This is a genomic window from Flavobacterium paronense, from assembly GCF_030409795.1.
GTDB lineage: Bacteria > Bacteroidota > Bacteroidia > Flavobacteriales > Flavobacteriaceae > Flavobacterium > Flavobacterium paronense.
Window position 1 is genome coordinate 3,161,017 of sequence record NZ_JAUFQN010000019.1, and the last position, 26,352, is coordinate 3,187,368.

General features: G+C 35.4%; 26 protein-coding genes and 1 tRNA gene. 17 read left to right on the forward strand and 10 right to left on the reverse strand.

Annotated features, from left to right (window positions below; all coding sequences use genetic code 11):
- The first annotated feature begins 46 nt into the window (after positions 1-46).
- Entirely contained in the window at positions 47-1,735 is a 1,689-nt protein-coding gene (recJ, locus tag QWY90_RS14995) for a single-stranded-DNA-specific exonuclease RecJ (RefSeq protein ID WP_290286887.1), read from the forward strand.
- Positions 1,736-1,794: 59 nt separating this feature from the next.
- Here the strand turns inward: recJ and QWY90_RS15000 are convergent, their stop codons facing one another.
- From QWY90_RS15000 to QWY90_RS15015, 4 genes are read right to left on the reverse strand one after another with little or no spacing between them, the layout of a single operon-like run.
- Complete coding sequence (locus tag QWY90_RS15000) at positions 1,795-2,550, reverse strand: UDP-2,3-diacylglucosamine diphosphatase (protein ID WP_290286888.1); 756 nt, start codon at positions 2,548-2,550, stop codon at positions 1,795-1,797.
- Between the two features lie 12 nt (positions 2,551-2,562).
- The gene (locus tag QWY90_RS15005) at positions 2,563-3,015 is read right to left on the reverse strand and encodes a 6-pyruvoyl trahydropterin synthase family protein (RefSeq protein WP_290286889.1); all 453 of its coding nucleotides are present in this window, start codon (positions 3,013-3,015) and stop codon (positions 2,563-2,565) included.
- A 39-nt stretch (positions 3,016-3,054) separates the two neighbouring features.
- The gene (locus QWY90_RS15010) at positions 3,055-3,225 is read right to left on the reverse strand and encodes a hypothetical protein (RefSeq protein WP_290286890.1); all 171 of its coding nucleotides are present in this window, start codon (positions 3,223-3,225) and stop codon (positions 3,055-3,057) included.
- A 6-nt stretch (positions 3,226-3,231) separates the two neighbouring features.
- On the reverse strand, positions 3,232-3,996 hold the full coding sequence (locus QWY90_RS15015; RefSeq protein ID WP_290286891.1) for an enoyl-CoA hydratase/isomerase family protein: 765 nt from the start codon (positions 3,994-3,996) through the stop codon (positions 3,232-3,234).
- Positions 3,997-4,092: 96 nt separating this feature from the next.
- Between QWY90_RS15015 and QWY90_RS15020 the strand changes: the two genes are divergently transcribed.
- Positions 4,093-4,166, forward strand: a tRNA-Ala gene (locus tag QWY90_RS15020).
- 146 nt (positions 4,167-4,312) lie between these two features.
- Here QWY90_RS15020 and QWY90_RS15025 read toward each other — a convergent pair.
- A complete protein-coding gene (locus QWY90_RS15025) occupies positions 4,313-4,885 on the reverse strand; it encodes a DUF3109 family protein (RefSeq protein ID WP_290286892.1) in 573 nt (190 codons plus the stop codon).
- A gap of 86 nt (positions 4,886-4,971) precedes the next feature.
- Here QWY90_RS15025 and QWY90_RS15030 point away from each other — a divergent pair, with 86 nt between their 5' ends.
- The 3 genes from QWY90_RS15030 to QWY90_RS15040 are packed head-to-tail and all read left to right on the forward strand — an operon-like array spanning position 4,972 to position 6,396.
- Complete coding sequence (locus tag QWY90_RS15030) at positions 4,972-5,547, forward strand: MarC family protein (protein ID WP_290286893.1); 576 nt, start codon at positions 4,972-4,974, stop codon at positions 5,545-5,547.
- 38 nt (positions 5,548-5,585) lie between these two features.
- On the forward strand, positions 5,586-5,783 hold the full coding sequence (locus tag QWY90_RS15035; protein ID WP_290286894.1) for a hypothetical protein: 198 nt from the start codon (positions 5,586-5,588) through the stop codon (positions 5,781-5,783).
- A 4-nt stretch (positions 5,784-5,787) separates the two neighbouring features.
- Positions 5,788-6,396, forward strand: coding sequence for an FAD-dependent oxidoreductase (locus QWY90_RS15040; protein ID WP_290286896.1), 609 nt, complete (start codon positions 5,788-5,790; stop codon positions 6,394-6,396).
- Between the two features lies 1 nt (position 6,397).
- Here QWY90_RS15040 and QWY90_RS15045 read toward each other — a convergent pair whose 3' ends face one another.
- From QWY90_RS15045 to QWY90_RS15055, 3 genes are all read right to left on the reverse strand, one after another.
- Positions 6,398-7,966, reverse strand: coding sequence for a S41 family peptidase (locus QWY90_RS15045; protein ID WP_290286897.1), 1,569 nt, complete (start codon positions 7,964-7,966; stop codon positions 6,398-6,400).
- Positions 7,967-8,395, reverse strand: coding sequence for a deoxycytidylate deaminase (locus QWY90_RS15050; protein WP_290286898.1), 429 nt, complete (start codon positions 8,393-8,395; stop codon positions 7,967-7,969).
- Positions 8,396-8,542: 147 nt separating this feature from the next.
- The gene (locus QWY90_RS15055; protein ID WP_290286900.1) at positions 8,543-9,136 is read right to left on the reverse strand and encodes a HupE/UreJ family protein; all 594 of its coding nucleotides are present in this window, start codon (positions 9,134-9,136) and stop codon (positions 8,543-8,545) included.
- 146 nt (positions 9,137-9,282) lie between these two features.
- On the opposite strand from QWY90_RS15055, the gene QWY90_RS15060 reads away from it, so the two are divergent.
- Complete coding sequence (locus tag QWY90_RS15060) at positions 9,283-9,714, forward strand: tellurite resistance TerB family protein (RefSeq protein WP_290286902.1); 432 nt, start codon at positions 9,283-9,285, stop codon at positions 9,712-9,714.
- A 134-nt stretch (positions 9,715-9,848) separates the two neighbouring features.
- Here QWY90_RS15060 and fbp read toward each other — a convergent pair whose 3' ends face one another.
- Positions 9,849-10,856, reverse strand: a complete 1,008-nt coding sequence (fbp, locus tag QWY90_RS15065; RefSeq protein ID WP_290286903.1) for a class 1 fructose-bisphosphatase — start codon at positions 10,854-10,856, stop codon at positions 9,849-9,851.
- Positions 10,857-10,963: 107 nt separating this feature from the next.
- Here fbp and QWY90_RS15070 point away from each other — a divergent pair, with 107 nt between their 5' ends.
- The 11 genes from QWY90_RS15070 to QWY90_RS15120 all read left to right on the forward strand — a co-directional run bounded on the left by QWY90_RS15070 (position 10,964) and on the right by QWY90_RS15120 (position 24,544).
- The gene (locus QWY90_RS15070) at positions 10,964-11,437 is read left to right on the forward strand and encodes a GNAT family N-acetyltransferase (RefSeq protein WP_290286904.1); all 474 of its coding nucleotides are present in this window, start codon (positions 10,964-10,966) and stop codon (positions 11,435-11,437) included.
- A gap of 88 nt (positions 11,438-11,525) precedes the next feature.
- Positions 11,526-12,779, forward strand: coding sequence for an aspartate kinase (locus QWY90_RS15075; RefSeq protein ID WP_290286906.1), 1,254 nt, complete (start codon positions 11,526-11,528; stop codon positions 12,777-12,779).
- Positions 12,780-12,819: 40 nt separating this feature from the next.
- Entirely contained in the window at positions 12,820-16,215 is a 3,396-nt protein-coding gene (locus QWY90_RS15080) for a DUF8818 domain-containing protein (protein WP_290286907.1), read from the forward strand.
- A gap of 66 nt (positions 16,216-16,281) precedes the next feature.
- The gene (locus QWY90_RS15085) at positions 16,282-16,941 is read left to right on the forward strand and encodes a hypothetical protein (RefSeq protein ID WP_290286908.1); all 660 of its coding nucleotides are present in this window, start codon (positions 16,282-16,284) and stop codon (positions 16,939-16,941) included.
- A gap of 350 nt (positions 16,942-17,291) precedes the next feature.
- Positions 17,292-18,269 carry a ribonucleotide-diphosphate reductase subunit beta gene (locus tag QWY90_RS15090; protein WP_290286910.1) on the forward strand — a complete coding sequence of 326 codons (978 nt, stop codon included), beginning with the start codon at positions 17,292-17,294 and terminating at the stop codon, positions 18,267-18,269.
- A 226-nt stretch (positions 18,270-18,495) separates the two neighbouring features.
- Positions 18,496-20,916, forward strand: a complete 2,421-nt coding sequence (locus QWY90_RS15095; RefSeq protein WP_290286912.1) for a ribonucleoside-diphosphate reductase subunit alpha — start codon at positions 18,496-18,498, stop codon at positions 20,914-20,916.
- A gap of 248 nt (positions 20,917-21,164) precedes the next feature.
- A complete protein-coding gene (locus tag QWY90_RS15100) occupies positions 21,165-21,389 on the forward strand; it encodes a hypothetical protein (RefSeq protein ID WP_290284081.1) in 225 nt (74 codons plus the stop codon).
- A gap of 5 nt (positions 21,390-21,394) precedes the next feature.
- Positions 21,395-21,889, forward strand: coding sequence for an RDD family protein (locus QWY90_RS15105; protein ID WP_290284082.1), 495 nt, complete (start codon positions 21,395-21,397; stop codon positions 21,887-21,889).
- A 3-nt stretch (positions 21,890-21,892) separates the two neighbouring features.
- Positions 21,893-22,345, forward strand: a complete 453-nt coding sequence (locus tag QWY90_RS15110; protein ID WP_290284083.1) for a GNAT family N-acetyltransferase — start codon at positions 21,893-21,895, stop codon at positions 22,343-22,345.
- Positions 22,346-22,364: 19 nt separating this feature from the next.
- Positions 22,365-23,117, forward strand: a complete 753-nt coding sequence (locus QWY90_RS15115; protein ID WP_290284085.1) for a COG4705 family protein — start codon at positions 22,365-22,367, stop codon at positions 23,115-23,117.
- A 92-nt stretch (positions 23,118-23,209) separates the two neighbouring features.
- The gene (locus QWY90_RS15120) at positions 23,210-24,544 is read left to right on the forward strand and encodes a deoxyguanosinetriphosphate triphosphohydrolase (RefSeq protein ID WP_290286914.1); all 1,335 of its coding nucleotides are present in this window, start codon (positions 23,210-23,212) and stop codon (positions 24,542-24,544) included.
- Here QWY90_RS15120 and QWY90_RS15125 read toward each other — a convergent pair.
- A complete protein-coding gene (locus QWY90_RS15125; RefSeq protein WP_290284086.1) occupies positions 24,541-26,340 on the reverse strand; it encodes a 1-deoxy-D-xylulose-5-phosphate synthase in 1,800 nt (599 codons plus the stop codon). The genes QWY90_RS15120 and QWY90_RS15125 overlap by 4 nt on opposite strands.
- Positions 26,341-26,352: the final 12 nt, after the last annotated feature.

Genomic DNA, 26,352 nt, shown 5'->3' on the forward strand with positions numbered 1-26,352 from the left:
TAGTATTTTTTATATATTTGTGTGATTGTAATATAACCTCGTAATTATGCGCTGGACACTCAAACCAAAACCAAATTCCGAAAAAGTAGCAGCTTTAGCAACTCAATTAAAAGTAGATGAGCTAATCGCAACACTTTTGGTGCAACGTGGTATCGAAACGTTTGACCAGGCGCGCCAGTTTTTCCGCCCAAGTTTAGCTGATTTGCACAATCCGTATCTGATGAAAGACATGGATAAAGCGGTTTCTCGAATTGAAACAGCCATCGCCAACGAAGAAAACATTCTGGTTTTTGGCGATTATGATGTGGACGGAACAACCGCAGTTTCATTGGTTTCGTCTTATCTCAAAAGTTATTATCCAAATGTCGCCACATACATTCCGGACCGTTATGACGAAGGTTACGGCATTTCTTATAAAGGAATTGATTTTGCCGATGACAATGGTTTTTCACTAATTATTGCTCTGGATTGTGGTATAAAATCTATTGATCATATTGCTTACGCGAATGAGAAAAACATCGATTTTATTATTTGTGACCACCATCGTCCGGGTGATATTTTGCCAGATGCTGTCGCCGTTCTAGACCCAAAACGACAAGATTGTCCGTATCCTTATGATGAGTTATGTGGATGCGGCATTGGTTTCAAATTGATACAAGCTTTGGGAGAAAACAGAAATCAAAGTATAGATGATTTACGGATTTATCTCGATTTGGTAGCCACAGCAATAGCGGCCGATATTGTTCCGATGACGGGAGAAAACAGAATCTTGGCTAAGTTTGGATTGGAAGTAATTAATACAAATCCACGTCCCGGAATCAAAGCTTTAATTCAAAACGTAAAGAAAAAAGTACTTACGATTACTGATGTTGTTTTCATTATTGCACCACGAATCAATGCTGCCGGAAGAATAAAACACGGCAACGAAGCAGTAGCATTATTAACAGAATACGACTTAGACCAAGCTGAAAAATTTGCTTCTGAAATTGAACAATACAACTCCGACCGAAAAGATTTAGACAAGCAAATCACGATTGAAGCCTTAGATCAGATAGAAATAAATGAGGAAACGGATAAATTTACAACTGTAGTTTATAACCCAAACTGGCACAAAGGCGTAATCGGTATTGTAGCCTCACGACTGACGGAAACCTATTATCGCCCGACAATTGTCTTTACCAAAAGCGGAGATAAATTAGCAGCTTCTGCACGTTCTGTTAAGGATTTTGATATCTACAATGCCTTGGAAGCGAGTGCTGAACATCTTGAGCAATTTGGCGGACACATGTACGCTGCCGGAATGACTTTGAAAGAAGAAAATTATCAGAATTTTAAAGATGCCTTTGAAAAAGTAGTTTCGGAGACCATTCATCCTGATTTGCTAATTCCTGAAATTTCAATTGATGCAGAAATAAATCTAATCGATATCAATGAAAGATTGGTAAGACTGCTAAATCAGTTTGAACCTTTTGGACCTCAAAATATGACACCTTCTTTTATGACCAAAAAACTTAAAGATACAGGTTATGCCAAGCAATTAGGTAAAGACGAAGAACATCTGAAATTGTTCGTAAAACAACCTAACTCAGAAGGCTTTAGTGTAATTGGTTTCGGATTAGGGAACAAATTAGAATTGGTTAAAAATCAAAACCCTTTTGATGCAGTTTATTGTATTGATGAAAATGAATTTAACGGAAATGTAACGGTGCAATTGCGGTTGAAGGATTTGAGGTGATTTTCAAAACAAAGATTTCACAGCTTAGATTTTTTTTAAATCTGGGAAATTTATTGAATTTATTTAAATTCTTTCAGTTCAAATTTTTCACCATCAAAAACACCATAAGTAAAATAGCCAATCCAATCACCCAGATTAACGTACTCGGAGTTTTCGCCAACCTTCAAAACCATCGGTAAATGACGATGACCAAAAATAAGATAATTGTAATGTTTGGTTTCAAGTTTGCGTTTGGCATATAAAACCAACCATTCGTTTTCTTCACCAAGAAATTTCACATCAGCATCACCCGAAATTAATTTGTTTTTTACTGAAAGATATTGAGCTAATTTTACCCCCAAATCAGGGTGAAGCCAACGATATAACCATTTAGAAAACGGACTCGTAAACACTTTCTTCATCCGTTTGTATCCTTTGTCTCCAGGACCTTTACCATCGCCGTGACCAATTAAGAAGGTCTTACCATTAAATTCATATTCCTGATTATCTCGATAAACCGGAATGTTCAATTCTTTTTGAAAGTAATCGTTCATCCATAAATCGTGGTTACCAACAAAGAAATAGATTGGAATTCCACTGTCGCGTATTTCCGCCAATTTGCCTAGAACTCTAACGAAACCTTTAGGAACAACAGTTTTATATTCAAACCAAAAATCAAACAAATCACCCAAAAGGAAAATACATTCGGCATCTTTTTTTACTTCGTCAAGCCAAGCAACAAACTTTTGTTCACGAGGGAAACTAGCTTCGGGTGTTGGCGCACCAAAGTGTTGGTCGGAAGCAAAATATATTTTTTTGTTGGGAGAAATAGTCATCAATGTTTGTGGTTATTCATTATCTGAGGCATACCATTCGGCAAAAGACGTTTCCGTTTCCTGCAATTTTAACGAATGTAATTTGATGTCATCTGGCAAACGATTTATAATTTTTTGGGCAAAATCAGTTACCATATTTTCACTGGTTGGTTGGTAATCTACCAAAATAACATGATGTCCGCGATTTTTTAATTCGGCTGCTAATTCAACGTGTGGCGTATTTTTATTAAAAACTGTAGCATGATCAAAAGCATCAACGATTTCTTCTTTTACAATTTTTTTCAAATCAGAAAAGTCAATCACCATTCCAAATTTCACATTGGAGTTGTCTGAAATAGGTTTGCCTATAACTGTCACCGAGAGTTTGTAACTGTGCCCGTGAACATTTTTGCATTTGCCATCATAACCATAAAGAGCATGTCCGGTTTCGAAAGAAAATTGTTTGGTAATTCTGATGTTACTCATTTAGTAAATTTTATGCTGCAAATTTAGTAAATAAATCTACTATTCGTTTTGTCTTTTTTTAGCGCGATAATACATCCAATAGGCAGCTCCAACAATAATAGCAAATGGCAAAATATTACCAATCCATACGCCAATTAAATAACCACTATCTGGAGCATTTTTAATCTTTTCGTTAACATCTATTTGCTGAATGAGAAAAATAAATTTCATGTTTTTTTACTTTTTAAATTCGCTTAAAGCATTTTTGGTAAAATCAGAAAGTACTAATTTCCCAGAAATTGCAGCTCTTTCGTATAAAAGTTCGTCCCAATTTTCTGAGCCTTGCCAAAATACTTTTTTCATTTCGGTTAATGCTTCGGGATTATAAGACGCTAATTTTTTGGCAAGTTTCATTGAGGCTTCAGTTACTTCATCTTGGCTGTCAAAAATGTCTGCATACAATCCTTTTTCCTTTGCCCAATCGGCAGATTGCCATGTGTTGGGTTGTAATGTCATTTCGGTCATAGCAATTTTGCCAATTTTTCGAGAAACTGCAGGTTCAATAACAAACGGTCCAATTCCGATTGCTATTTCAGATAATTTAATGGCCGCATCCTGATACGCAAAAACAAAATCACAAGCCGAAATCAAGCCAACACCCCCACCAACAGCTTTTCCCTGAACTTTCCCAATAATGATTTTAGAACATTTTCGCATCGCATTAATTACATTAGCAAAACCTGAAAAGAATTTTACTCCAGTTTCAATATCGGTTATAGCAAGTAGTTCGTCAAAAGAAGCGCCAGCACAAAAAGAAGTGCCTTCGCTTTGCAAAATAACTACATTCACTTCGGAATTGACAGAAATTTGATTTAACTGATGAGTAAGTTTTTGCAATAAGTTACTAGGAAACGAGTTGCTTGCGGGATGACTAAAGGTAATTGTCGCAATAGTATCTTCGATTTGGATTTCTATAAATCCGTTTGAATTTTCAGCAGACATAAATTTTAATATTTAATGTAAATTTATAACAAATCTGAAAAAGATGGGTTTTGAATTGCTATTTGTTTCTATAAAATATATATTTGTCGAGAGTTTGGGGGATTAGCTCATTTGGCTAGAGCGCTTGCCTGGCAGGCAAGAGGTGGTCGGTTCGAATCCGATATTCTCCACGAATAAATAGAAAGCAGGCTAAAATAAAATAGCTTGCTTTTTTATTTTAGTTGGATTTCTATTTTCAAAGCGTAGCTTTGAGGAAAAACGTAGTTAATCCGATATTCTCCACAAAAAAGCCGAAGTAATTAAACTTCGGCTTTTTTTATTTCTCTTTTTTCAAATCTTCAGCAACTTTTTCCAATTCAGCATACCAATCTTCACCAAATTTTCGAATCAAAGCTTCTTTTACAAATTTATAGACAGGAACTTCAAGTTCTTTTCCTAAGGAACAAGCCGGATTACAAATGTCCCAACGGTCATAATTGACAGCCGAAAATTCGGTAAAATCTTTTACACGAATAGGATATAAATGGCAAGAAACCGGTTTTTTCCAATCGATTATTCCTTGATTATAGGCTTGTTCAATGCCACAAAGTGCTGTTTTTCCATCAAAAATAACATAGGCACAATCTTTATTATCAATTAATGGTGTTTCCAAATCTTGGTCGGTTCCTACTACCCAAGTGCCCAATCTTTCGATAGCTGCGATGCCTTCTTTGCGCAAAAACGGTTTTACTTTCGGATAAATTTCTTCCAAAATTTTGGTTTCATCTTTAGTTAAAGGTGCTCCGGCATCACCATCTACACAGCAAGCACCATGGCAAGCAGAAAGATTACAAACAAAATCTTTTTCGAGTATATCTTCAGAAACTATGGTTTTGCCTAATTGAAACATGGTATATTTATTATTTGCAGCCGCAAAGGTAAAATCTAAAGTTATTATAAACGATTAAAAACCTAATTTTGTAAAAAAATAAAAGGATGAATATTGATTTTAGAGAAATAGCCACAGCCACCATGGTCCTTTTTGCAGTGATTGATATTGTAGGAAGCATTCCTGTGATTATTAGTTTGCGAGCAAAATTTGGGCATATTCAATCGGAAAAAGCATCGTTAGTATCAGCTGCAATAATGATTGCCTTTCTTTTTGTTGGTGAAGAAATTTTGAAATTAGTTGGTATAGATGCCAATTCATTTGCCGTTGCAGGTTCTTTTGTCCTGTTCTTTTTAGCGCTAGAAATGATACTCGGCATCAGATTGTATAAAGAGGATAAAGCGACATCAGCATCTATAGTCCCTATTGCGTTTCCATTGGTAGCTGGTGCTGGAACCATGACAACCTTACTTTCGCTTCGAGCAGAGTTTTATTCTATAAACATTATTATTGCAATACTTCTGAATATTATTTTGGTTTATTTGGTATTGAAATCTTCAGCCAAAATCGAAAAAGCGCTTGGTGAGAATGGTTTGAATATTATCAGAAAAGTATTTGGAATTGTACTTTTAGCTATAGCTGTTAAATTATTTGCTGCTAATGTTAAAGGATTATTTGCGTAATGTCAATTTTTAGTATTTTTGTCCTCTAAATGTTAATCATGAAAATTTTCACCAACATTCTTCTCTTTATTGCTATTGCTTTGATAATAGTAAATGTTTTTCTACTCGATTTCAAAAAACCAATGGAAGGTAACAGCATGATTGCTTTAATAGGTATTGTAGCTTCTTTTTGTGCAGTTTTTATTCTTCTGATTTTTAAAATGTCAAAAAAAATAGAAGAAAAACTTAAACACTAAACTCATGTTTGATGTTCTAATAATTGGTGGTGGCGTTTCCGGAATGTCATGTGCTTTAGTGTTGGGTTCTGCTCATAAAAAATCATTTGTTCAGGATAAAAAAATCGGAATTGTTGCTCACCAAAAAACATCATCACTACAAGAAGCTATATTTTATAATGCTTATGGCGTTCCTTCCGGAAAATTGGGTTCAGAAATATTGACTGAAAGTATCGAACAGCTACAACAATTATATCCTCATGTAACTCAAATAGAAGGTGAAAAAGTAATTAAAGTTGTAGGTGATTTTCCAAATTTCACGGTTATTACCAATAAGAATTCCTATCAAACTAAAAGTATAGTAGTTGCTATAGGTTACTCTAATACTTTTTATATTGAAGGTTTGATGAGCTTTGTAGAACCACACAAAAAAGCTCTAGCCGAAAAACAACGTGTCCAACTTAAAAATGAAGACCATAAGGTTGCTGAAGGTATTTATGTAGTTGGAACGCTAGCGGGATGGCGCAGTCAGTTAGCTATTGCCGCAGGAAGTGGCGCAGCAGTTGCAACCGATATTTTGACTTTGTGGAATAATGGGATTTCTTCTCAAAGCCACGATTCGATAAAAAAGTAGTCTATTTTAAAACGGCATTGAGCATTGTATCATCTTTGAGAATGATATTGTAGTACTGGCTTTCGCCAAATAACTGTCGGGCAAATTCAGCGCTTATATATTTTTTGACTAAAGTTTTATTACTGTCCAATTTCATTTCCAATCCAGCATCTTTTAGATAACTTTCTAATTTTGGAACATAGCTATCATCATTTTGCATTTTGGTTAAAAATTGCTCAAATTTCAATCCTTTGTATGTGTTTCTGTTTTTGTCTAATTGCTCAAAAACAAAATGACCCACAACTCCGGAATTTAAAATATAAGCCAAATTTTCTTCTCCTTTTTTTACTTCCAAAGGCACAAATATATCCGGAACAATTCCGCCACCGCCATAAACCGTTCGCCCTTTTTTGGTTTTAAATTTTAAAGAATCAGCAATTTTCATTTTGTCTTTTTCATAAAGTTCACCGCTTGCAAAACGAGTTTCAGCATCTTTACTGTATTTTTCGCCTTCACCTTTTGTATAAGGTTTTTGAATAGAACGTCCGCTTGGAGTGTAATATCTTGAAGTTGTCAAACGAACAGCAGAGCCATCATCAAAACCCATTTCACGTTGTACCAATCCTTTTCCAAAAGAACGGCGACCTACTATGGTTCCTCTATCATTATCCTGTATAGCACCAGCCAAAATTTCACTCGCAGAAGCTGAGTTTTCATCAATTAAAACAAATACTTTTCCGTTTTCAAAAATCCCACCGGTGGTTGCAAAAGTCTTGTCGATTATTCCTTTTCTGTTTTTGGTAAAAACGATTAGCTCTTTATCTTTCAAAAGTTCATCAATAATTTCTACCGCTTTTTCTAAATAACCGCCACCATTATCACGTAAGTCAATGACTAAAGTGGTCATTCCTTGTTTTTTCAATTGCGCTAATCCTACTCGAAATTCGTCATAAGTATTTTCAGCAAAACGATTGATTTTAATGTAACCCGAAGTTTTATTAAGCATCAGATAAGTATCGACACTTTTTATCGGAACTACTTCGCGCTCTACAGTAAGTTTCAGTTTTTTATTGGTGCTTTTTCTGAAAATTGTAAGTAAAACTTTTGAACCTTCTTCGCCTTTTAGCTTGTTGTATAAACTATCTGTTGGTAATTTTCGTCCAAATAGTTTGGTTTTATCAGCATATAAAATTCGGTCACCTGAGAGAATTCCAGCTTTTGCAGCCGGACCATTTTCCAATGGTTTAACAACGGTAACAGTATCATTATACATATAAAAATTAACGCCAATACCAACAAAATCACCTTTCATTATTTCGGCTTCAGACGATTGTTCGCTTGGCGGAAGATAAACCGAATGTGGATCAAGATTTGACAAAATGTTATTCATAGTTAAATCTACAATAGAATCGGAATTAACATCGTCAACATATTCGTCATTGATAAAATCAATCAATCGTTCAATTTTTACTTTTCGGGCATTTTGTTTTGAAATAGTTCGTTGCGGAAAATTAAGCATACCACCAATGACAATGCCCAAAGCAACGCATGAAAATAACAATAGTGGTAAATAGTTTTCCTTTGCTTTCATTTAGTCTAAATCTTCAATTTGATTGACAACAATTCCGGCTTTTTCTAAAAACTCCAAACCTGTTGTGTCGCGATAACCATGCTGAAACACTACGCGTTTTATTCCCGATTGATGGATGAGTTTGCTGCATTCTTTGCAGGGTGAAAGGGTAATGTATAAGGTTGCATTTTCGCAAGTTTGTGTTGAACGCGCTACTTTTGAAATGGCATTTGCTTCGGCATGAAGAACAAACCATTGTGTTAATCCTTCTTCGTCTTCACAACAGTTTTCAAAACCTGTTGGAGTTCCGTTATAGCCATCGGAAATAATCATTCTATCTCGAACAATTATTGCACCCACCTGTTTGCGCTTGCAATAGGAAAGTTTGCTCCATTCGGCCGCAATTCTTAGGTAAGCAATATCGTATTTGAGTTGTTTTTGTTCTTTCATTACAATCTTTACAAGTTTCAGAATTTTTTGCAAGATTCTGTAAAATCAAAAAGTTTTTCATTTAGCCCTGATGGAAGGAAACGCCATGCGTGACGAACAGCAGGAAAATAGATAGCAAATATACCCAAACCTTTCGCTTCTGAACAATTATTTAACCCAAATTTCACTTCTGATAATCATCGGAATTACTATGCCAACGACAAATGCAGAAATGATTAAAAGCCAATCGCGTTTAGTAAATTTGAGCAAGGTTTGAACAACATAAGCCAGTAACAAGGCTAAGAGAACAACAATAAGTAGTGACACTCCAAAACCAAGAGCTGATTCAAAAAGCGGTAATAATTTGTCTGTTGGTTTATTTGGAACAATAGTATTGAAATAATTAGAAAAGCCCAAACCGTGAAAAAGTCCGAATAAAGATGCTACAATTGCAATAAAAATAAGGCTGTCTTTTTTACCCGATTTTCCTACGGAAATAATATTGTAAAGAGCTGTTATTAGAATTAGAATCGGAATTATAAAAGCAATAATACTCGCTTTAATTGTAACGATATTGAAAACAGAAAGCAGTACTGCTAATGTGTGTGCTGCAGTAAACAAGGAGATTAGAATCAGAATTCTTTTCCATGCTTTGAACTCGTATGGAACTGTGAGAGCGAGGAGGAATAAAACATCAGTATAAGCATTTATATTGCACAGATGTTGTAATCCTGAAGAGAAGTAAATCCAGAAATCTGACATAGCATTAGGTTGTTTGGTATCGTAAACTTACAATTTATTTTGTTTTGCCATAAAAAATTACCACTAAAATCGATTAAAAACATTTTGATTTCCGTTTCCGGAAAAGAGTAATTTGAATTATATTTGCATTACATAAACAAAACAACATGTCATTTTCAGATCTATTTGATAGCGAATTTAAAAGTAGAAATAAAGCGCACTTTTCGGCCATTGTCAGAGTTGCTCTCTCAGATGGTGCATTAAGCAAAGAAGAAAAAGAATTCTTAGATAAACTTGCGGTTCGGTTAGAAATTTCTGCTTCAGAATATGTAGAGATTTTAGAAAATCCTTTAAAATATCCAATTAATCCGCCATACTTGCATTCGCAACGGTTAGAACGTTTGTATGATTTGTCAAGAATGGTTTATGTAGATCACGTTTTGGGACCAAAACAAAAACAAGTTTTAACCAAGTTTGCTTTGGCACTCGGATTTACACCAGGAAACGTATCTTTTATTGTTGATAAAGCAATGTCATTATTGATTTTGGGTGTTGATTTAGATACGTTTGTTTACGAAATGGCACATATGAATAAATAGAAAAAGACCACTGCGCTGCAAGAAACAAGATCGCTGCGCTGCAAGATTTTATAATAGAAAAGGCAGAAAGTTTTTAATTTTCTGCCTTTTTTCTTTCTTCTTGTCTCTTTCTTCTTGTCTCTTTCTTCTTTTAATTAACAATATTTTGCCATAAAAGTCTCAGCTTTTTCCACCATATTGTAACTCCCGCAAAAGAATGGTACACGTTGATGTAATTCTGTTGGTTGGATTTCCATAATTCTTCCGAAACCGTCTGAAGCTTTTCCACCAGCTTGTTCGGCTATAAAAGCCATTGGGTTGCATTCGTATAGTAAACGCAATTTTCCTTTCGGCGATTTTGAACTTGTCGGATAAATATAAATTCCACCTTTTATCATATTTCGGTGAATATCGGAAACCAAACTCCCAATATAGCGCGATGTATAAGGTCTGTCGCCTTCTTCGAGCTGACAATATTTTAAATAATCTTTTACGCCTTGCGGGAAATGCACATAGTTTCCTTCATTGATAGAATAAATGATGCCGTCTTTTGAGAATTGCATGTTTGGATGTGATAAATAAAATGTTCCAATGGCGGGATTCAAAGTAAAGCCATTTACACCATGACCTGTTGTATAAACCAACATCGTCGAAGTGCCATAAATTACATAACCTGCAGCTACTTGATTAGTACCAGGCTGCAAAAAATCTTCTAAAGTTACCGGACTTCCAACCGGAGTTACTCGTCTGTAAACCGAAAAAATAGTTCCAACCGAAACATTCACATCAATATTAGAAGAACCATCCAATGGATCCATCAATACAACGTATTTGTTATTGTGACTTTTATCAGAGCCTGCAACTGTTATAAAATCGTCGCTTTCTTCTGAGGCAATTCCGCAAACAATTTCACGATTGATTAGCGTTTGAATAAAAATTTCATTGGCATACACATCTAGTTTTTGCTGATCTTCTCCTTGAATGTTTTGTTCACCTGCAGCCCCAACAATATCAACTAAACCGGCTTTATTTACTTTGTAGTTTACAACTTTGGCCGCAAGCCTAATTGAATTGATAATTCTTGATAATTCTCCGGAAGAATATTGAAATTCTTCTTGTTTTTCGATGATAAATTCACCTAATGTTTTGTTGCGTTCTTCCATTACGAAATCGTTGTAGTTGTTCGTGCAAATATCGATAAATTTGGGAAAGAAAAAATCTATTTCGCTAAGAATTTAATAATTGTATTTTTGTTGAAAAATTAGCTCAAATGAACATCCGAAAAGGGGAAAAAAAAGACATGAAAGCGGTTCTTGAACTCATTCAGGAATTAGCTATTTTTGAAAAAGAACCACATGCTGTAGAGGTGACTGTTGCAGATTTGGAGAATGACGGTTTTGGTAAAGACCCTTTATTTTATACTTTCGTTGCTGAGATAAATAGCAACATAGTTGGAATTGCACTTTACTATTACCGCTATTCAACATGGAAAGGAAAAACAATACATTTAGAAGACTTGATTGTGAAAGAAGACATGCGTGGAAGTGGTGTTGGTTTTGAATTGTATACCAAAATTATCGAGCAAGGGAAAATTGACAAAGTGCGTCGGATTGAATGGGCAGTTTTGGATTGGAATATACCAGCAATAGAATTCTATCAGAAATCAGGAGCAAAAGTATTAGAAGATTGGCGTGTGGCGCAAATGGACGAAAACGGAATAAATGAATTTTTAAGTAAAAAATAGAAACAAGAAGCAAGAAGCAAGACCTCTTCGTTGAATTTACAAAAGTCTTTCTTCTTGGCTCTTTCTTCTTTCTTCTAAAAGTAGTAAAATGAGAATATTCAAATTTGGTGGCGCATCCGTAAAAGACGCCGATGGAATTAAAAATGTATTCAGTGTATTAGAAAAAGTAGGTCACGAAGACACGCTTTTGGTAATTTCTGCTATGGGAAAAACTACGAATGCATTAGAATTGGTAATCAAAAATTATTTCGAAAAATCAAATGAATTGCATTCCTCATTGCAGGATGTTCGGAAATACCACAACCAAATTTTATTAGATTTATTTGATGACGAATCGCATGATGTTTTTTACGCCGTAAACAGTCATTTCGCTGATTTGGAATACTTTTTACGCAGTAACAAATCTCCGAATTATAACTTTGTGTATGATCAAATTGTAAGCTACGGAGAAATAGTTTCTACAACTATTGTAAGCCATTATTTCAATCATGCCGGATTAAAAAACAACTGGATAGATGTTCGTAATTTCATTAAAACCAATAACAATTATCGTGATGCTGATTTAGATTGGGAAAAGACACAGCAGCTCATTTCAAAAGGCGTAAAGAAGAAAGCACTCAATATTACACAAGGATTTTTAGGTTCGGATGAAAATAATTTCACTACAACTTTAGGACGGGAAGGGTCTGATTATACAGCAGCTATTTTTGCATATTGCTTAAATGCCGAAAGTGTAACCATTTGGAAAGACGTTCCCGGAGTTTTGAATGCAGATCCGCGATATTTTGAAAATGCAATTTTGTTAAACCAAATTTCGTATCGCGAAGCCATTGAGTTGGCATTTTACGGCGCTTCTGTTATTCACCCAAAAACATTACAACCATTACAGAAAAAGGAAATTCCGTTATTTGTAAAGTCATTTTTAAACCCATTATTGCCTGGAACTAGCGTTTCTAAAGGGCAAGATTTGGAACCAAAAACACCATGTTTTATTGTTAAAAAAGACCAATTGCTACTGTCACTTTCGTCAATAGATTTCTCTTTCATTATGGAAGAAAACATAAGTGAAATCTTTGCTTTGTTGCACCAATATAAAATTAAAACAAGCTTAATTCAAAATTCGGCTATCAGTTTTTCGGTTTGCCTTGAAGATAAATTTGGGAATTTCAACGAGCTGAAAAATATTCTTTCTAAAAAGTTCAAGATTTCTTATAACGAAAATGTCTCGTTATTTACTATCAGACATTTCAATAAAGAAGCAGCTGAAATGGTTGAAAAAGGCAAAACAGTTTTGCTGAAACAAATCTCAAGAGAAACAATGCAGATTGTGACTAAAGAGTAGTTTTTTATACTCAAAACAGCTTTTTTACGTTATTATATGTATGCTGAAAAAACTTTTTTTATTAGTTGTACTTGTTGGTTTTTCTAAGCTTTCTGCTCAGGAAATCAAGACTTTATACAGCAGTAAAAAAGTTGCCGTTTCAAACGATACTATCGAAATTGAAAAAGTAAGTATTAGTCCAAGTTTCTTTAAACTTCAAACTTCAGAAGGAAAAGAAATTGACAGCAGTTTTTACAAAATTGATTTCAAAAAAGGAAAATTAGTTTTTAAAAATAACTTTACTTCACAAGATAGCATAACGGTTCGTTACTTCAAATATCCTGAGCAGTTAACTAAAACCTACAGCATTTATGACCAAGACAGAGTAGTTGCTAATGACGGAGGTTTGTACAAGGTTAATCGCTCCATTAAAAAGTTTGTGCCGTTTGATGGTTTGAATACGTCAGGAAGCATCACACGTGGCGTTACAATTGGCAACAATCAAAATGCTTCTGTAAGTTCTAATCTCGATTTACAAATCACTGGAAAAATTTCTGATAAAGTCTCACTTCGTGCTTCGATTCAAGATTCCAATATTCCGCTACAAGACAATGGTTATTCGCAAAAGCTAGATGAATTTGATCAGATTTTCATCGAATTATTTACCGATAAGTGGAACATCCGCGCCGGCGATTTATTTCTCGAAAACCGCCAATCACGATTCCTAAATTTCAACAAAAAGGTACAAGGACTTTCAACTCATTTCACTTTTGGAGGCGAAGAAAATAAGACTGATGTTTTTGCTTCAGCAGCTTTGGTTCGAGGACAATATGCCAAAAGCGCATTCACTGGTCAAGAAGGAAATCAAGGGCCCTATAAGTTACGGGGGAATAATGGTGAATTGTATGTCTTAGTAATTTCAGGTTCAGAACGTGTTTATGTCAACGGGATTTTAAAAAAACGTGGTGAAAGCAACGATTATATTATCGATTATAATGCGGGAGAAATCACGTTTACCTCGCTATTTCCAATAACTTCCGAAATGCGAATCGTTATTGAATACCAATATTCAGATAGAAATTATACTCGTTTTGTGACGTATGGTGGCGTTAATCACGATGCAAAAAATTGGAGCTTAGGTGGTTATTTGTATTCAGAAAGCGATGTGAAAAATCAACCATTACAGCAAAACTTAACTGCTGAACAAGTAGCGATTTTGAGTAACGCTGGAGATAATATCAATTTAATGAATGCGCCATCAGCTTATTTGGATTCGTATTCAGAGAATAAAATTTTATATAAAAAAATCACTGTTACAGGCGGTGAAGCTTTCGAATATTCGAATGATGCTACAGATGAATTATATAATGTAAAGTTCACGTTGGTTGGCAATAATCTCGGGAATTATATATTGACAAATTCATCAGCAATTGGCAAAATTTACCAATACATTGAACCTATTGCAGGCATTCCGCAAGGAAATTATGAACCAATAACGCGATTGGTGGCACCAACAAAAATTCAGATTGCGACCGTTTTAGGCAAATACAATCCTAGTGAAAAAACTTCGATTGATTTTGAAGTTGGTGTGAGTAATAATGATTTGAATCTATTTTCGGCGAATGATGATAACAATAATAAAGGTCTTGCCGGAAAACTGAATTTCAAGCAACGTTTGTTTTCTAAAAAATGGCAGATTGATGCTTTTGGAAATTATCAATATGTGCAGGAAAATTTCAAAACTATCGAACGTTTGTTCAACATTGAATTTAACCGCGATTGGAATTTGACCACTTTGGAAGGCAATCAGAGTTTATTGATTAATGGTTTGGATTTCATTTTGCCCGAAAAAGGAAAGCTAACGTATCAGTTTGAAAAGTTGGATTTCTCCAAAAGTTTCTCGGGAAACCGTCATATTCTCAATGGATTGTTCAAACTTAACAACTGGAATATTCTTCAAAACAGCAGTTATCTAAAAAGTGACGGAACTTATTCTAATTCAACCTTCATCAGAAACAATTCACAAGTCCGTTATAACTTCAAAAAGAATTGGATTGGCAGCAGTCTGCGATTGGAAAACAACAAAGAAAAAATAGTTGCAACACAGCAATTATCATCTTTAAGCCAACGATTTACAGAATATGGCGCTTTTGTTGGACGAGGCGACAGCACTAAAGTCTTTGTAGAATTGGGTTATCTGCAACGTTTAAATGACAGTTTGCAAAACAGCTTTTTGCAAAAAGTCAACACCTCTCAATCGTATTATTTGAAATCGAAATTAATGCAGACTAAGAAAAGCGATTTGTCTTTGTTTGTGAATTATAGAAACCTAAAATATGTTGATACTGCTCGAAAAAATGAACCTTCTCTGAATTCCAGATTGTTATATAACGACAAATATTTTAACCAATTAATGCTTGTAACCACGGCTTATGAAACTACTTCGGGAACGATTGCCCAACAGGAATTTACTTATTTAGAAGTCGAACCAGGGCAAGGTGTTTATACCTGGATTGACTACAACGGCAACGGAATACAAGAATTGGAAGAATTTGAAGTTGCTGCTTTTCCCGATCAGGCGAAATACGTTCGCGTGTTTTTACCGAATCAGATTTTTGTTAAAACACATCAAAATAAATTCTCTCAAGCCTTGACTTTAAATATGAGTCAATGGCAGAATTCAATTGGTTTCAAAAAAGTTTTGTCCCATTTTTATAACCAAACTTCTTTTTTAATCGAGCGAAAAATAGAACGGAACGGAGACAATTTCGATTTAAATCCGTTTTCAACTTCCAACGATAATTTATTGGGATTGAACACCAGCTTCAGAAATAGTTTGTTTTACAATCGAGGCAAACAGAAGCATTCTGTAACCTATACATTCATCAATAACCGAATAAAAAATCTACTTTCTGTAGGTTCACAGGAAAATATAAACAGCACGCACCAATTGCAATATGCACATTTGGTTGAAAAAACGTGGTTGTTTACTTTGGGCACTGAAACTTCAGAATCGGCTTTGACTTCTGAGAATTACAGCAGCAAAAATTATAAGGTAAATGGCTATCAAATCGGCCCGAAGATTTCTTATCTCTTTAATAAAAATGCGAGTTGGGATATTTTTTATGAATATCAAAATAAGAAAAATCAGATAGGCAATTCCGAAAAATTAGTACAAAACCGTTTCGGAACTTCGTTTTCATATGCTAGTGAAAAGAAAGTCACGATGAACGGAGAATTTTCTTTGTATCAAAATAAATTCGATGGCGATGCACAATCAGCTGTGGCATTTCAGATGTTGGAAGGATTACAACCCGGAAAAAATATGACCTGGCGATTGTTGTTGCAAAAAAATCTAACACAGTTTTTAGACATCAACATTAACTACCAAGGCAGAAAAACCGAAACAAGCCAAACAATACATACAGGAAATGTACAATTGAGAGCATATTTTTAAGCATATCATTTTTTTGTGTTAAAAAAAGTATTAATTTTAATTTCAACAAACAAAAATTTTAAAGTCATGAAGAAACTTATTTTATTATGCCTAGTATTTGTTTTCTCAAATACATTCTATGCCCAAACTGCAAAAGAAAAAGCAGCTAAAGCTAAAACCGAAAAGGCTGCAGCCAAAAAAGAAAAAGCAGCCGAAGCAAAAGCTAAAAAAGAAGCTGAGAAGGCTAAAAAAGAAGCCAAAAAAGATGCGACAGCAGCAAAAAAGGAAGTAAAAGGCAAAGCAGTTAAAACAGAAAAGAAAGCCAAAGATGCTCCAGAAAAAACGGCATCCAAAACAAAAAAAGACGGAACACCAGATAAGCGTTTTAAAGAAGCAGCAAAAGACGCACCTAAACTTAAAAAAGACGGGACAGTAGACAAACGCTATAAAGACGCAACAAAAGAAGTCAAAACAACTAGTGCGTCAGCAACAGGCAAAGCTAAATCTGTAGAAGGAAAAACTAAAGCAACAACAAACAAAACAGCAGCAAAAGTTAAAAAAACAGCAGCTGAAGAAAAAGAAGATATGAAAGAAACGGCTACGTCAAAAGCAGCCGAAAAGAAAGTTAAGGATAAAGTAACCGGAACGTATAAAGGTAAAAAAGTGTTTACAGGTCCAAGAGGCGGTAAATATTACATCAATAAAAACGGCAATAAAACCTATATTGATAGAGACGGAGAAGAATAAACCCTTTAAGTTTCTTTAAAAAGCCAAACGCATTTTTCAATCATAGAAAAATGCGTTTTTTTTATTCGAAAAATATCACTTTTCAGAATGTTCAAAAATGTTAAAATTTTAGCGAAAGAAAATTCTTAACTACCTTTGTTTTAGGGGTTTTTCAAAGATTTGAATTTTTTAAACTACTGAAAATCAGTAAAATACAAAAACAACAATACGAACATAAAAACACTGTAAATGTTAAAAACTAGAGCGTATTGTGAATAAGTTTGGCTTTCTTTTTACGATTCATTTGACAATCTTTGTAACATACAGATTGTAATAAAAAATCACCAAAAAAATAAAAAGACAAATTCAAAATGGCTAACATCGAACCAATTTTACAAGAAAATAAAAATCGTTTTGTGATTTTCCCAATTAAACATCATGATATTTGGGATTGGTATAAAAAAATGGAAGCTAGTTTTTGGACTGCTGAAGAAATTGATTTGCACCAAGATTTGTCCGATTGGAATAATAAGTTAAACAGCGATGAAAAGTATTTCGTCAAACACATTTTGGCTTTCTTCGCTGCTTCTGACGGAATTGTAAATGAGAACTTGGCCGAGAATTTTGTGAATGAAGTGCAATATCCGGAAGCTAAGTTTTTCTACGGTTTCCAAATCATGATGGAAAACATTCACAGCGAAACTTACTCGCTTTTGATTGATACTTACGTAAAAGACGAAGCCGAAAAAGCACAGCTTTTCAATGCTTTAGAAGTTTTTCCGGCAATTAGAAAGAAAGCAGACTGGGCTTTAAAATGGATTGGTTCTGATTCGTTTGCCGAAAGATTAATCGCTTTTGCAGCCGTTGAAGGCATCTTTTTCTCAGGCGCATTTTGCTCAATTTACTGGTTGAAAAAACGCGGATTAATGCCGGGCTTGACCTTCTCAAACGAATTAATTTCCCGCGATGAAGGCGTTCACTGCGATTTTGCGGTGCATTTGCACAACCACCATTTGGTAAACAAAGTATCAAAATCCAGAATTACAGAAATCATTACCGATGCTTTAGATATTGAACGTGAGTTTATTACCGAGTCACTTCCTGTAAGTTTGATTGGAATGAACGCAACGTTGATGACCCAATACTTAGAATTTGTTGCCGATAGATTGTTAGTAGAATTAGGATGTAAAAGAGTGTATAACTCAACCAATCCGTTTGATTTTATGGACATGATTTCATTACAAGGAAAAACCAATTTCTTTGAAAAACGAGTTGCCGAATACCAAAAAGCAGGTGTAATGAATACCGATTCAGAATCAGGAAAGATTAGTTTCGACGCTGATTTTTAATCTTACTTTGTTTCTGAATCATTCAAAATTTGAACCATTAAGAGATTAAGAAAATTAAGCCTTAATGAAACTTAATTTCTTAATGGTTTCAAAAAGATAAAACGGAAAGCTGGAAACAGCTCCTTAAAAAGAAACTGAACTTTTTAATAAATCAGTACAAAGCAAAACCTTAACAAATAACCAAAAGCAGCGAAGGGATTTTCTGTTTTTAAAAACTGACAAGCTTATGTATGTAGTAAAAAGAGACGGCCACAAAGAGCCGGTAATGTTCGACAAAATCACGGACAGAATTAAAAAATTATGTTACGGATTAAACGATTTGGTCGACGCTGTAAAAGTAACCATGCGTGTAATCGAAGGATTATATGACGGTGTAACTACTTCAGAACTTGACAACTTAGCAGCAGAAACTGCCGCTTCCATGACTATTGCACATCCGGATTATGCACAATTAGCAGCGCGTATCGCGATATCTAACTTGCATAAAAACACCAATAAATCCTTCTCGGAAACCATGAAAGAAATGTACTTTTATGTAAATCCAAGAACGAACCAAAAAGCACCATTACTTTCTGATGAAGTGCACGAAGCGATTCAGGCAAACGCCGAATTTTTAAATTCTCATATCATCTACAACCGTGATTTCAACTACGATTACTTTGGTTTCAAAACCTTAGAGCGTTCGTATTTGCTTAAAATCAATGGAAAAATTGTAGAGCGTCCACAGCATATGTTGATGCGTGTAGCGGTTGGAATTCACTTAAACGACTTAGAATCCGTAATTGAAACCTACGATTTGATGTCAAAAAAATTCTTTACGCATGCAACGCCAACCTTGTTCAACGCAGGAACACCAAAACCTCAAATGTCTTCTTGTTTTCTTTTAACAATGAAAGACGACAGCATCGATGGAATTTACGATACACTAAAACAAACAGCTAAAATCTCGCAATCAGCAGGTGGAATTGGATTATCAATCCACAACGTTCGTGCGACAGGTTCTTATATTCGTGGTACTAACGGAACTTCAAACGGAATTGTTCCGATGTTGAGAGTGTTCAATGACACGGCACGTTATGTAGATCAAGGCGGCGGAAAACGTAAAGGAAGTTTCGCTATTTATTTAGAAACTTGGCATGCTGATATTTTCGAATTTTTGGATTTGAAAAAGAATACAGGAAAAGAAGAAATGCGTGCAAGAGATTTATTCTTCGCCATGTGGACATCCGATTTATTCATGAAACGCGTGCAGGAAGATACGACTTGGACATTAATGTGTCCAAACGAATGTCCGGGATTATGTGATGTTTACGGAGATGAATTCGAAGCATTATATACTTCGTACGAAGCCCAAAACAAAGGAAGAAAAACGGTTAAAGCTCGTGAACTTTGGGAGAAAATCCTCGAATCACAAATCGAAACCGGAACACCATATATGTTGTACAAAGATGCAGCAAACCGTAAATCGAATCAAAAGAATTTGGGCGTTATTCGTTCGTCAAACCTTTGTACCGAAATCATGGAATACACTTCTGCAGACGAAATTGCAGTGTGTAATTTGGCCTCGATTTCGTTGCCAATGTTTGTAGAAAACGGCGAATTCAATCACCAATTGCTATATAACGTAACAAAACGTGTAACCAGAAACTTAAACAAAGTAATCGATAGAAATTACTATCCTGTAAAAGAAGCTGAAAACTCTAATATGCGTCACCGTCCGGTTGGTCTTGGCGTACAAGGTTTGGCCGATGCTTTCATTTTGTTGAGAATGCCTTTCACCAGTGATGAAGCTAAAAAATTAAATCAGGAAATTTTCGAAACCCTATATTTTGCTGCAGTTACGGCATCTATGGAAGAAGCCAAAACAGAAGGACCTTATTCTACTTTCAAAGGTTCGCCAATTTCAGAAGGAGAATTCCAACACAACCTTTGGAACATCAAAGACGAGGAATTATCTGGAAGATGGGATTGGGCAGCGTTAAGAAAAGAAGTGATGAAACACGGTGTGAGAAACTCCTTGTTAGTAGCACCAATGCCAACAGCTTCTACTTCACAAATTTTAGGAAACAACGAAGCATTCGAACCGTACACTTCTAACATTTACACACGTCGTGTATTGTCTGGAGAATTCATCGTGGTAAACAAACATTTATTGGAAGACCTAGTAAAACGAGGACTTTGGACCGAAGATTTGAAACAACAACTGATGCGCAATAACGGTTCTGTTCAGGATTTGGATATTCCACAAGACTTAAAAGAATTGTACAAAACCGTTTGGGAAATGTCAATGAAAGACATCATTGATATGTCGCGCCACAGAGGGTACTTCATTGACCAATCGCAATCGTTGAACTTGTTTATGCAGGATGCAAATTATGCCAAACTAACATCAATGCATTTCTACGCTTGGCAAAGTGGCTTGAAAACCGGAATGTACTATTTGAGAACCAAAGCAGCAGTTGACGCTATCAAGTTTACATTAAACAACGATAAAAAAGCAGAACCAACAGCACAAGTTCCGGAACCAGTAGCTGTTGAGGTTGTTGCGCCAAATGAAACAGGGGAAATGACTGCCGAAGATTTCAAAGCAATGGTAGATCAAGCAAGAAACGCTGGACCGGATGATTGCGAAATGTGTGGGTCGTAAAAAGAGAATAGAATAAGGAAAATAGAATATAGAGAAACAGCTATCGATTGATGGCTGTTTTTTAGTATTTTTAGGAGCTATTTACCGCTATCCGTTGCAATCTTTTTGCTTTGTCACCCTGAGCGCAGTCGAAGTGCTTTTGTTAAAGCAAAAAGGATTTCCACTACTATCGGGGCTAGAAAATAAAATTAACCAAAACTATTTCGGTTAATCAAATCAACGAATAACCAAATCAACATATAAACATTATGTCAAAAGAAAAAAAAGGAGTGTACACAGGAATCATCGAAAAGGACAAAGACGGCAATTATTTTTGCGGTGAATACCTTTTGGATTATAAATATACCGAAGCCAGTTTCAAACTCGGAGACGAAATCAATATCAAAACGGTAATTGCCAATCCGAGTGATAAAAGCTTTAACCAATACCCAAAAAAATCAAGAAATTTCTTTTTGGCCAACCAAAAGGAATAATAATTATGGAAGAAAACAACAAAAGGCAATTCACGGTTACGGAAGAAATTTTAGCTTCACATAGCCAACGATTTTTAAATTTATTGATGGATTATATTGCACAATTGTTCCTGTTTATAATTGCATTTACTATAGCGGTTGCAATAGCCGAGTCAAATGGCAACAAAAACTTCATGACTAATTTTGTAAAAAACGATATTGCACAATACACTTTTGTAACTTGTATCGCTTTGGTTTATTACAATCTTTTTGAAATTTTTTTTGCGCGAACAGTTGGAAAATTTATAACGCAAACCATAGTCGTAGACGAAAACGGAGAAAAACCAAATTACGAACGAATTTTGATGCGTACAATTTGTCGTTTAATACCATTTGAATCACTTTCTTTTTTAACAATACCGGCGCGAGGTTGGCACGATAGTATTTCAAAAACGTATGTGGTCAATAAGCATTTGTTAGACGAAAAAAAGAAACAATTTTATGCTTTGCAAAATTCATAAGCCATGATTACAATTCAAAGAACCACTTCTGATAATGCAGATTTTGGCAATCTTGTGATACAACTCGATGCCTATCTAAGAGTTCTTGATGGTGAAGATCATGCTTTTTATGCACAGTTCAATAAATCTAGTTTGCTTAAAAATGCTGTCATTTGTTATGAAAATGATAAAGCAGTTGGCATTGGGGCCTATAAGGAATTCGAACCCAAAGTAGCCGAAATCAAACGCATGTATACTTTACCTGAATATCGCGGAAAAGGAATAGCCAAAACTACTCTTAACGAATTAGAAGCCTGGGCAAAAGAAGAAAAGTATACAACAGCAATACTTGAAACGGGATTTATGCAGGTTGACGCTATTGGCTTGTATCAAAAATTAGGATATAAAGTGATTGAAAACTTCGGGCAATACAAAGGGGTGGAAAATAGTGTTTGTATGCAGAAAAAAATAAAATGAAAAGTAACAAAACAAACTATTGAAGCATTTACCTAAAATCAATCTTTTTTATTGGGCACTAATTATAAGTGCTAATACTTTAGGAGAAACTGCGGGGGATTTAATCTCACAAACGTTTAGTCTAGGCTATGGTGGCGGAACCCTTGCTTTGATTGTACTTTTTCTGGTTGCCTTGCTGATTTCTATTTATTCGGAAAATCAAAAATCACTTTTATATTGGACCGTAATAACGCTTGCAAGTACAGCCGGAACCACAATTTCCGACTATTTTACAAGGACATTATTTAGAGATAACTTTGGGTATACAGAGCAGCAAGGTTATTTATTTGGGACAATTTTGCTGATTTTCGCTTTAGGTTTAACGTTTATTATTTGGAAAACATACTCCAAATCCAACACAGTTGAAAGCGGTTTAAACAAAATAACCGAGTTTTTGTATTGGATAGCTATTTTAACTTCAAGTACTTTAGGAACAGCGTTCGGAGATTTACTAGCACACGACACACCATTAGGTTTTTCAGGAGGAACATTATTGTTATCCGCTCTACTTGCATTAGTAGTTGGGTTAGTGTATTTGACAAAAATATCTAGAGAATTTCTATATTGGACTGCAATTATCTTGACACATCCAATTGGAGCAACAATGGGAGATTATTTGACAAAACCGGAAGGAATGAATCTAGGAAACATAAAAGCAAGTTTGGTTTTAGTTGTTGTATTTATAATTGTAATTGCGATAGGGCAACTTACTAAAAAGAGACAAACAGACTAAAAAACTGTTGTCAGTATTTGTATAAAAAAATAATTTAAAATGTATATTTGAGTGTAATTCCTAACTCTCAAATTCCTAAATCCTTAATCAATATGACCTGGGAACAACTTTTATCACTAAAACGCCAAGGCGACACTAGCAAACGGTTACGCATCGAGCAAGACGACACACGTCTCGGCTTTGAAGTTGATTATGACCGAATCATCTTTTCGTCTGCATTCCGAAGTTTACAGGATAAAACACAGGTAATTCCTTTATCAAAAACTGATTTTGTGCATACACGTTTGACACACAGTCTCGAAGTTTCGGTAGTTGGTCGTTCTATAGGAAGATTAGTTGGAAAAAAAATACTTGAAAAATATCCGCATTTAAAAGAAGTCCATGGTTATCATATGAATGATTTTGGAGCGATAGTAGCGGCAGCATCTTTAGCGCACGATATCGGAAATCCGCCATTCGGGCATTCAGGGGAAAAAGCGATTGGCGAATATTTCTCCATCGGAAAAGGGCAGCAATACAAAGACCAATTAACCGATAAGCAATGGCAGGATTTAATCGATTTTGAAGGGAACGCCAATGGTTTTTCAGTGCTTTCCAGTTCTCGCCCCGGTATAGAAGGAAGTCTGCGTTTGACCTATGCGGTTTTGGGTGCGTTTATGAAATATCCAAAGGAAAGTCTACCCAAAAAACCAACCAAAAACATCTCGGATAAAAAATACGGTTTCTTTCAATCTGATAAGGATTTCTTCAATGAAGTGGCAGAAGAATTAGGAATGATTTCCAACAAAACCGGAAATGATATTGGTTTCGAGCGTCATCCTTTGGCTTTTTTAGTCGAAGCTGCCGATGATATTTGCTACACGATTATCGACTTTGAAGACGGAATAAATCTCGGTTTGGTTTCCGAAGATTTTGCGTTGGAATATTTAATCAAATTGGTAAAAGACACAATTGATACAGCAAAATATCAAACCTTAACAACAAAGGAAGACCGAATTAGTTATTTGCGCGCTTTGGCGATAGGAAATTTAATAAACGACGCAGTAAGAGTTTTTATCGAAAACGAAGAAGCCATTTTGCAAGGAAAATTCCATTTTGCCTTAACCGATAAAAGCAAGTACAAAGCACAAATGGACGACATCATCAAGTTGAGCGTAAAGAACATTTATCAAAGCCGCGAAGTCATTGAAAAAGAACTTTCGGGTTACCAAATCATCAATAATTTATTAGACAAATTCATCACAGCGTACAATAATAATCACGAAGGGAAAACCACAAATTACGATAAGTTATTATTGAAAATCCTGCCTGAAAAACATCATCTGGAAAAGGAAACTTTATACGAAAGATTACTTCATATTTGCCATTTCATCTCTATGCTGACCGATGGGAAAGCGGTATTGTATAACAAAATTGTGACGGCTTAATCTTCATCTTGCTCTTCTTCCTCAAGCAGTCCTGAGAAAAGTGAGCGTAAACCATCAACATCGATGTTGCAAAATTGCTGCAGTTCGTCAACGGTTCCGTGTTCTATAAAATAGTCAGGAACACCGCAAAGGAAGATTTCGTTAACGTAATCATTTTTTGCTGCAAATTCTAAAACAGCACTTCCAAAACCACCAGTTGTAACGCCATCTTCAACCGTAATAATGGTTGAGAATTTATCACATATTTTGTGCAGTTTCTTTTCGTCTAATGGTTTTACAAAACCAAAATGATAATGCGCAAAATGGCCTTCGTCTTCTATGCCGTTTAACGCCTGAGTTACATTATCGGCAATAGTTCCGGTTGATAGAATGGCAACATTTTTACCTTTTTTAAGTTTTTTAGATTTTCCGATTTCTATCTTTTGAAAATCAGCTGGGAATTTCCAATCAACATTTTTCCCTCTTCCACGCGGATACCGAATCGCTATCGGATTTTTTAAACCTAACGAAGCGGTGTATAGAATATTTTGCAATTCGGCTTCGTCTTTTGGTGCATAAATAAGCATATTCGGGATGCAGCGTAAATAGGCCAAATCAAAAACACCGTGATGTGTTGCGCCATCTTCGCCAACCAATCCGGCGCGGTCTAAACAGAAAATCACTGGTAAGTTTTGCAGTGCTACATCGTGAATCACTTGGTCGTAAGCACGTTGTAAAAACGTCGAATAAATATTGCAGAAAACCACCATGCCTTGCGTTGCCATTCCGGCAGAAAGTGTCACAGCGTGTTGTTCGGCAATGCCAACATCAATGGCTCTTTTTGGGAAAGCTTCCATCATAAATTTCATCGAACTTCCGCTTGGCATAGCTGGTGTAATTCCGATAATCTTCGGATTGTCTTTAGCTAATTCAACTAAAGTCAAACCAAAAACATCCTGAAATTTCGGAGGCAAATTTTCCTCTGATTTTTTATGAATTTCACCAGTCGCCGCATCAAATTTTCCTGGCGCATGGTATTTTACCTGATCGTCTTCGGCTTGTTGTAAGCCTTTGCCTTTCGTTGTTACGATGTGCAAAAACTTTGGACCTTTAACTTTTTTCAAACGCTCTAATTCCTTGATTAAACCATCAATATCATGACCGTCAATTGGCCCGGAATAATCAATGTTCAACGATTTAATTATATTGTTCTGCTTCGGATTTTTGCCTTCTTTAACGGCGGTTAAATAGTTTTTCAACGCGCCAACACTTGGGTCAATTCCGATAGCGTTGTCATTTAGAATAATCAACAAATTGGCATCCGTAACTCCAGCATGATTTAAACCTTCAAACGCCATTCCGCTTACAATCGAAGCATCGCCAATCACCGCAATATGATGTTTGTTTTCGCCTTTAAGCTGTGAAGCAATCGCCATTCCCAAAGCAGCTGAAATTGAAGTAGAAGAATGTCCAACACCAAAAGTATCGTAAACACTTTCACTACGTCTTGGAAAACCTGAAATTCCGCCTAACTGTCGATTAGTATTAAACTTTTTTCTTCGTTCGGTTAAGATTTTATGTCCGTATGCCTGATGACCAACATCCCAAACCAACAAATCATTTGGCGTATCAAAAACATAATGCAAGGCAATCGTTAACTCAACCACACCAAGGGAGGCACCAAGATGACCTTCTTTTACCGAAACGATATCGATAATAAACTCACGCAATTCTTTTGCCAGTTGAGGCAATTGCGAAAGATCTAATTTTCGTAAATCAGTTGGGCTGTCTATATGGGAAAGAAGTGTGCTTTTCATGGTCTTAAAAAG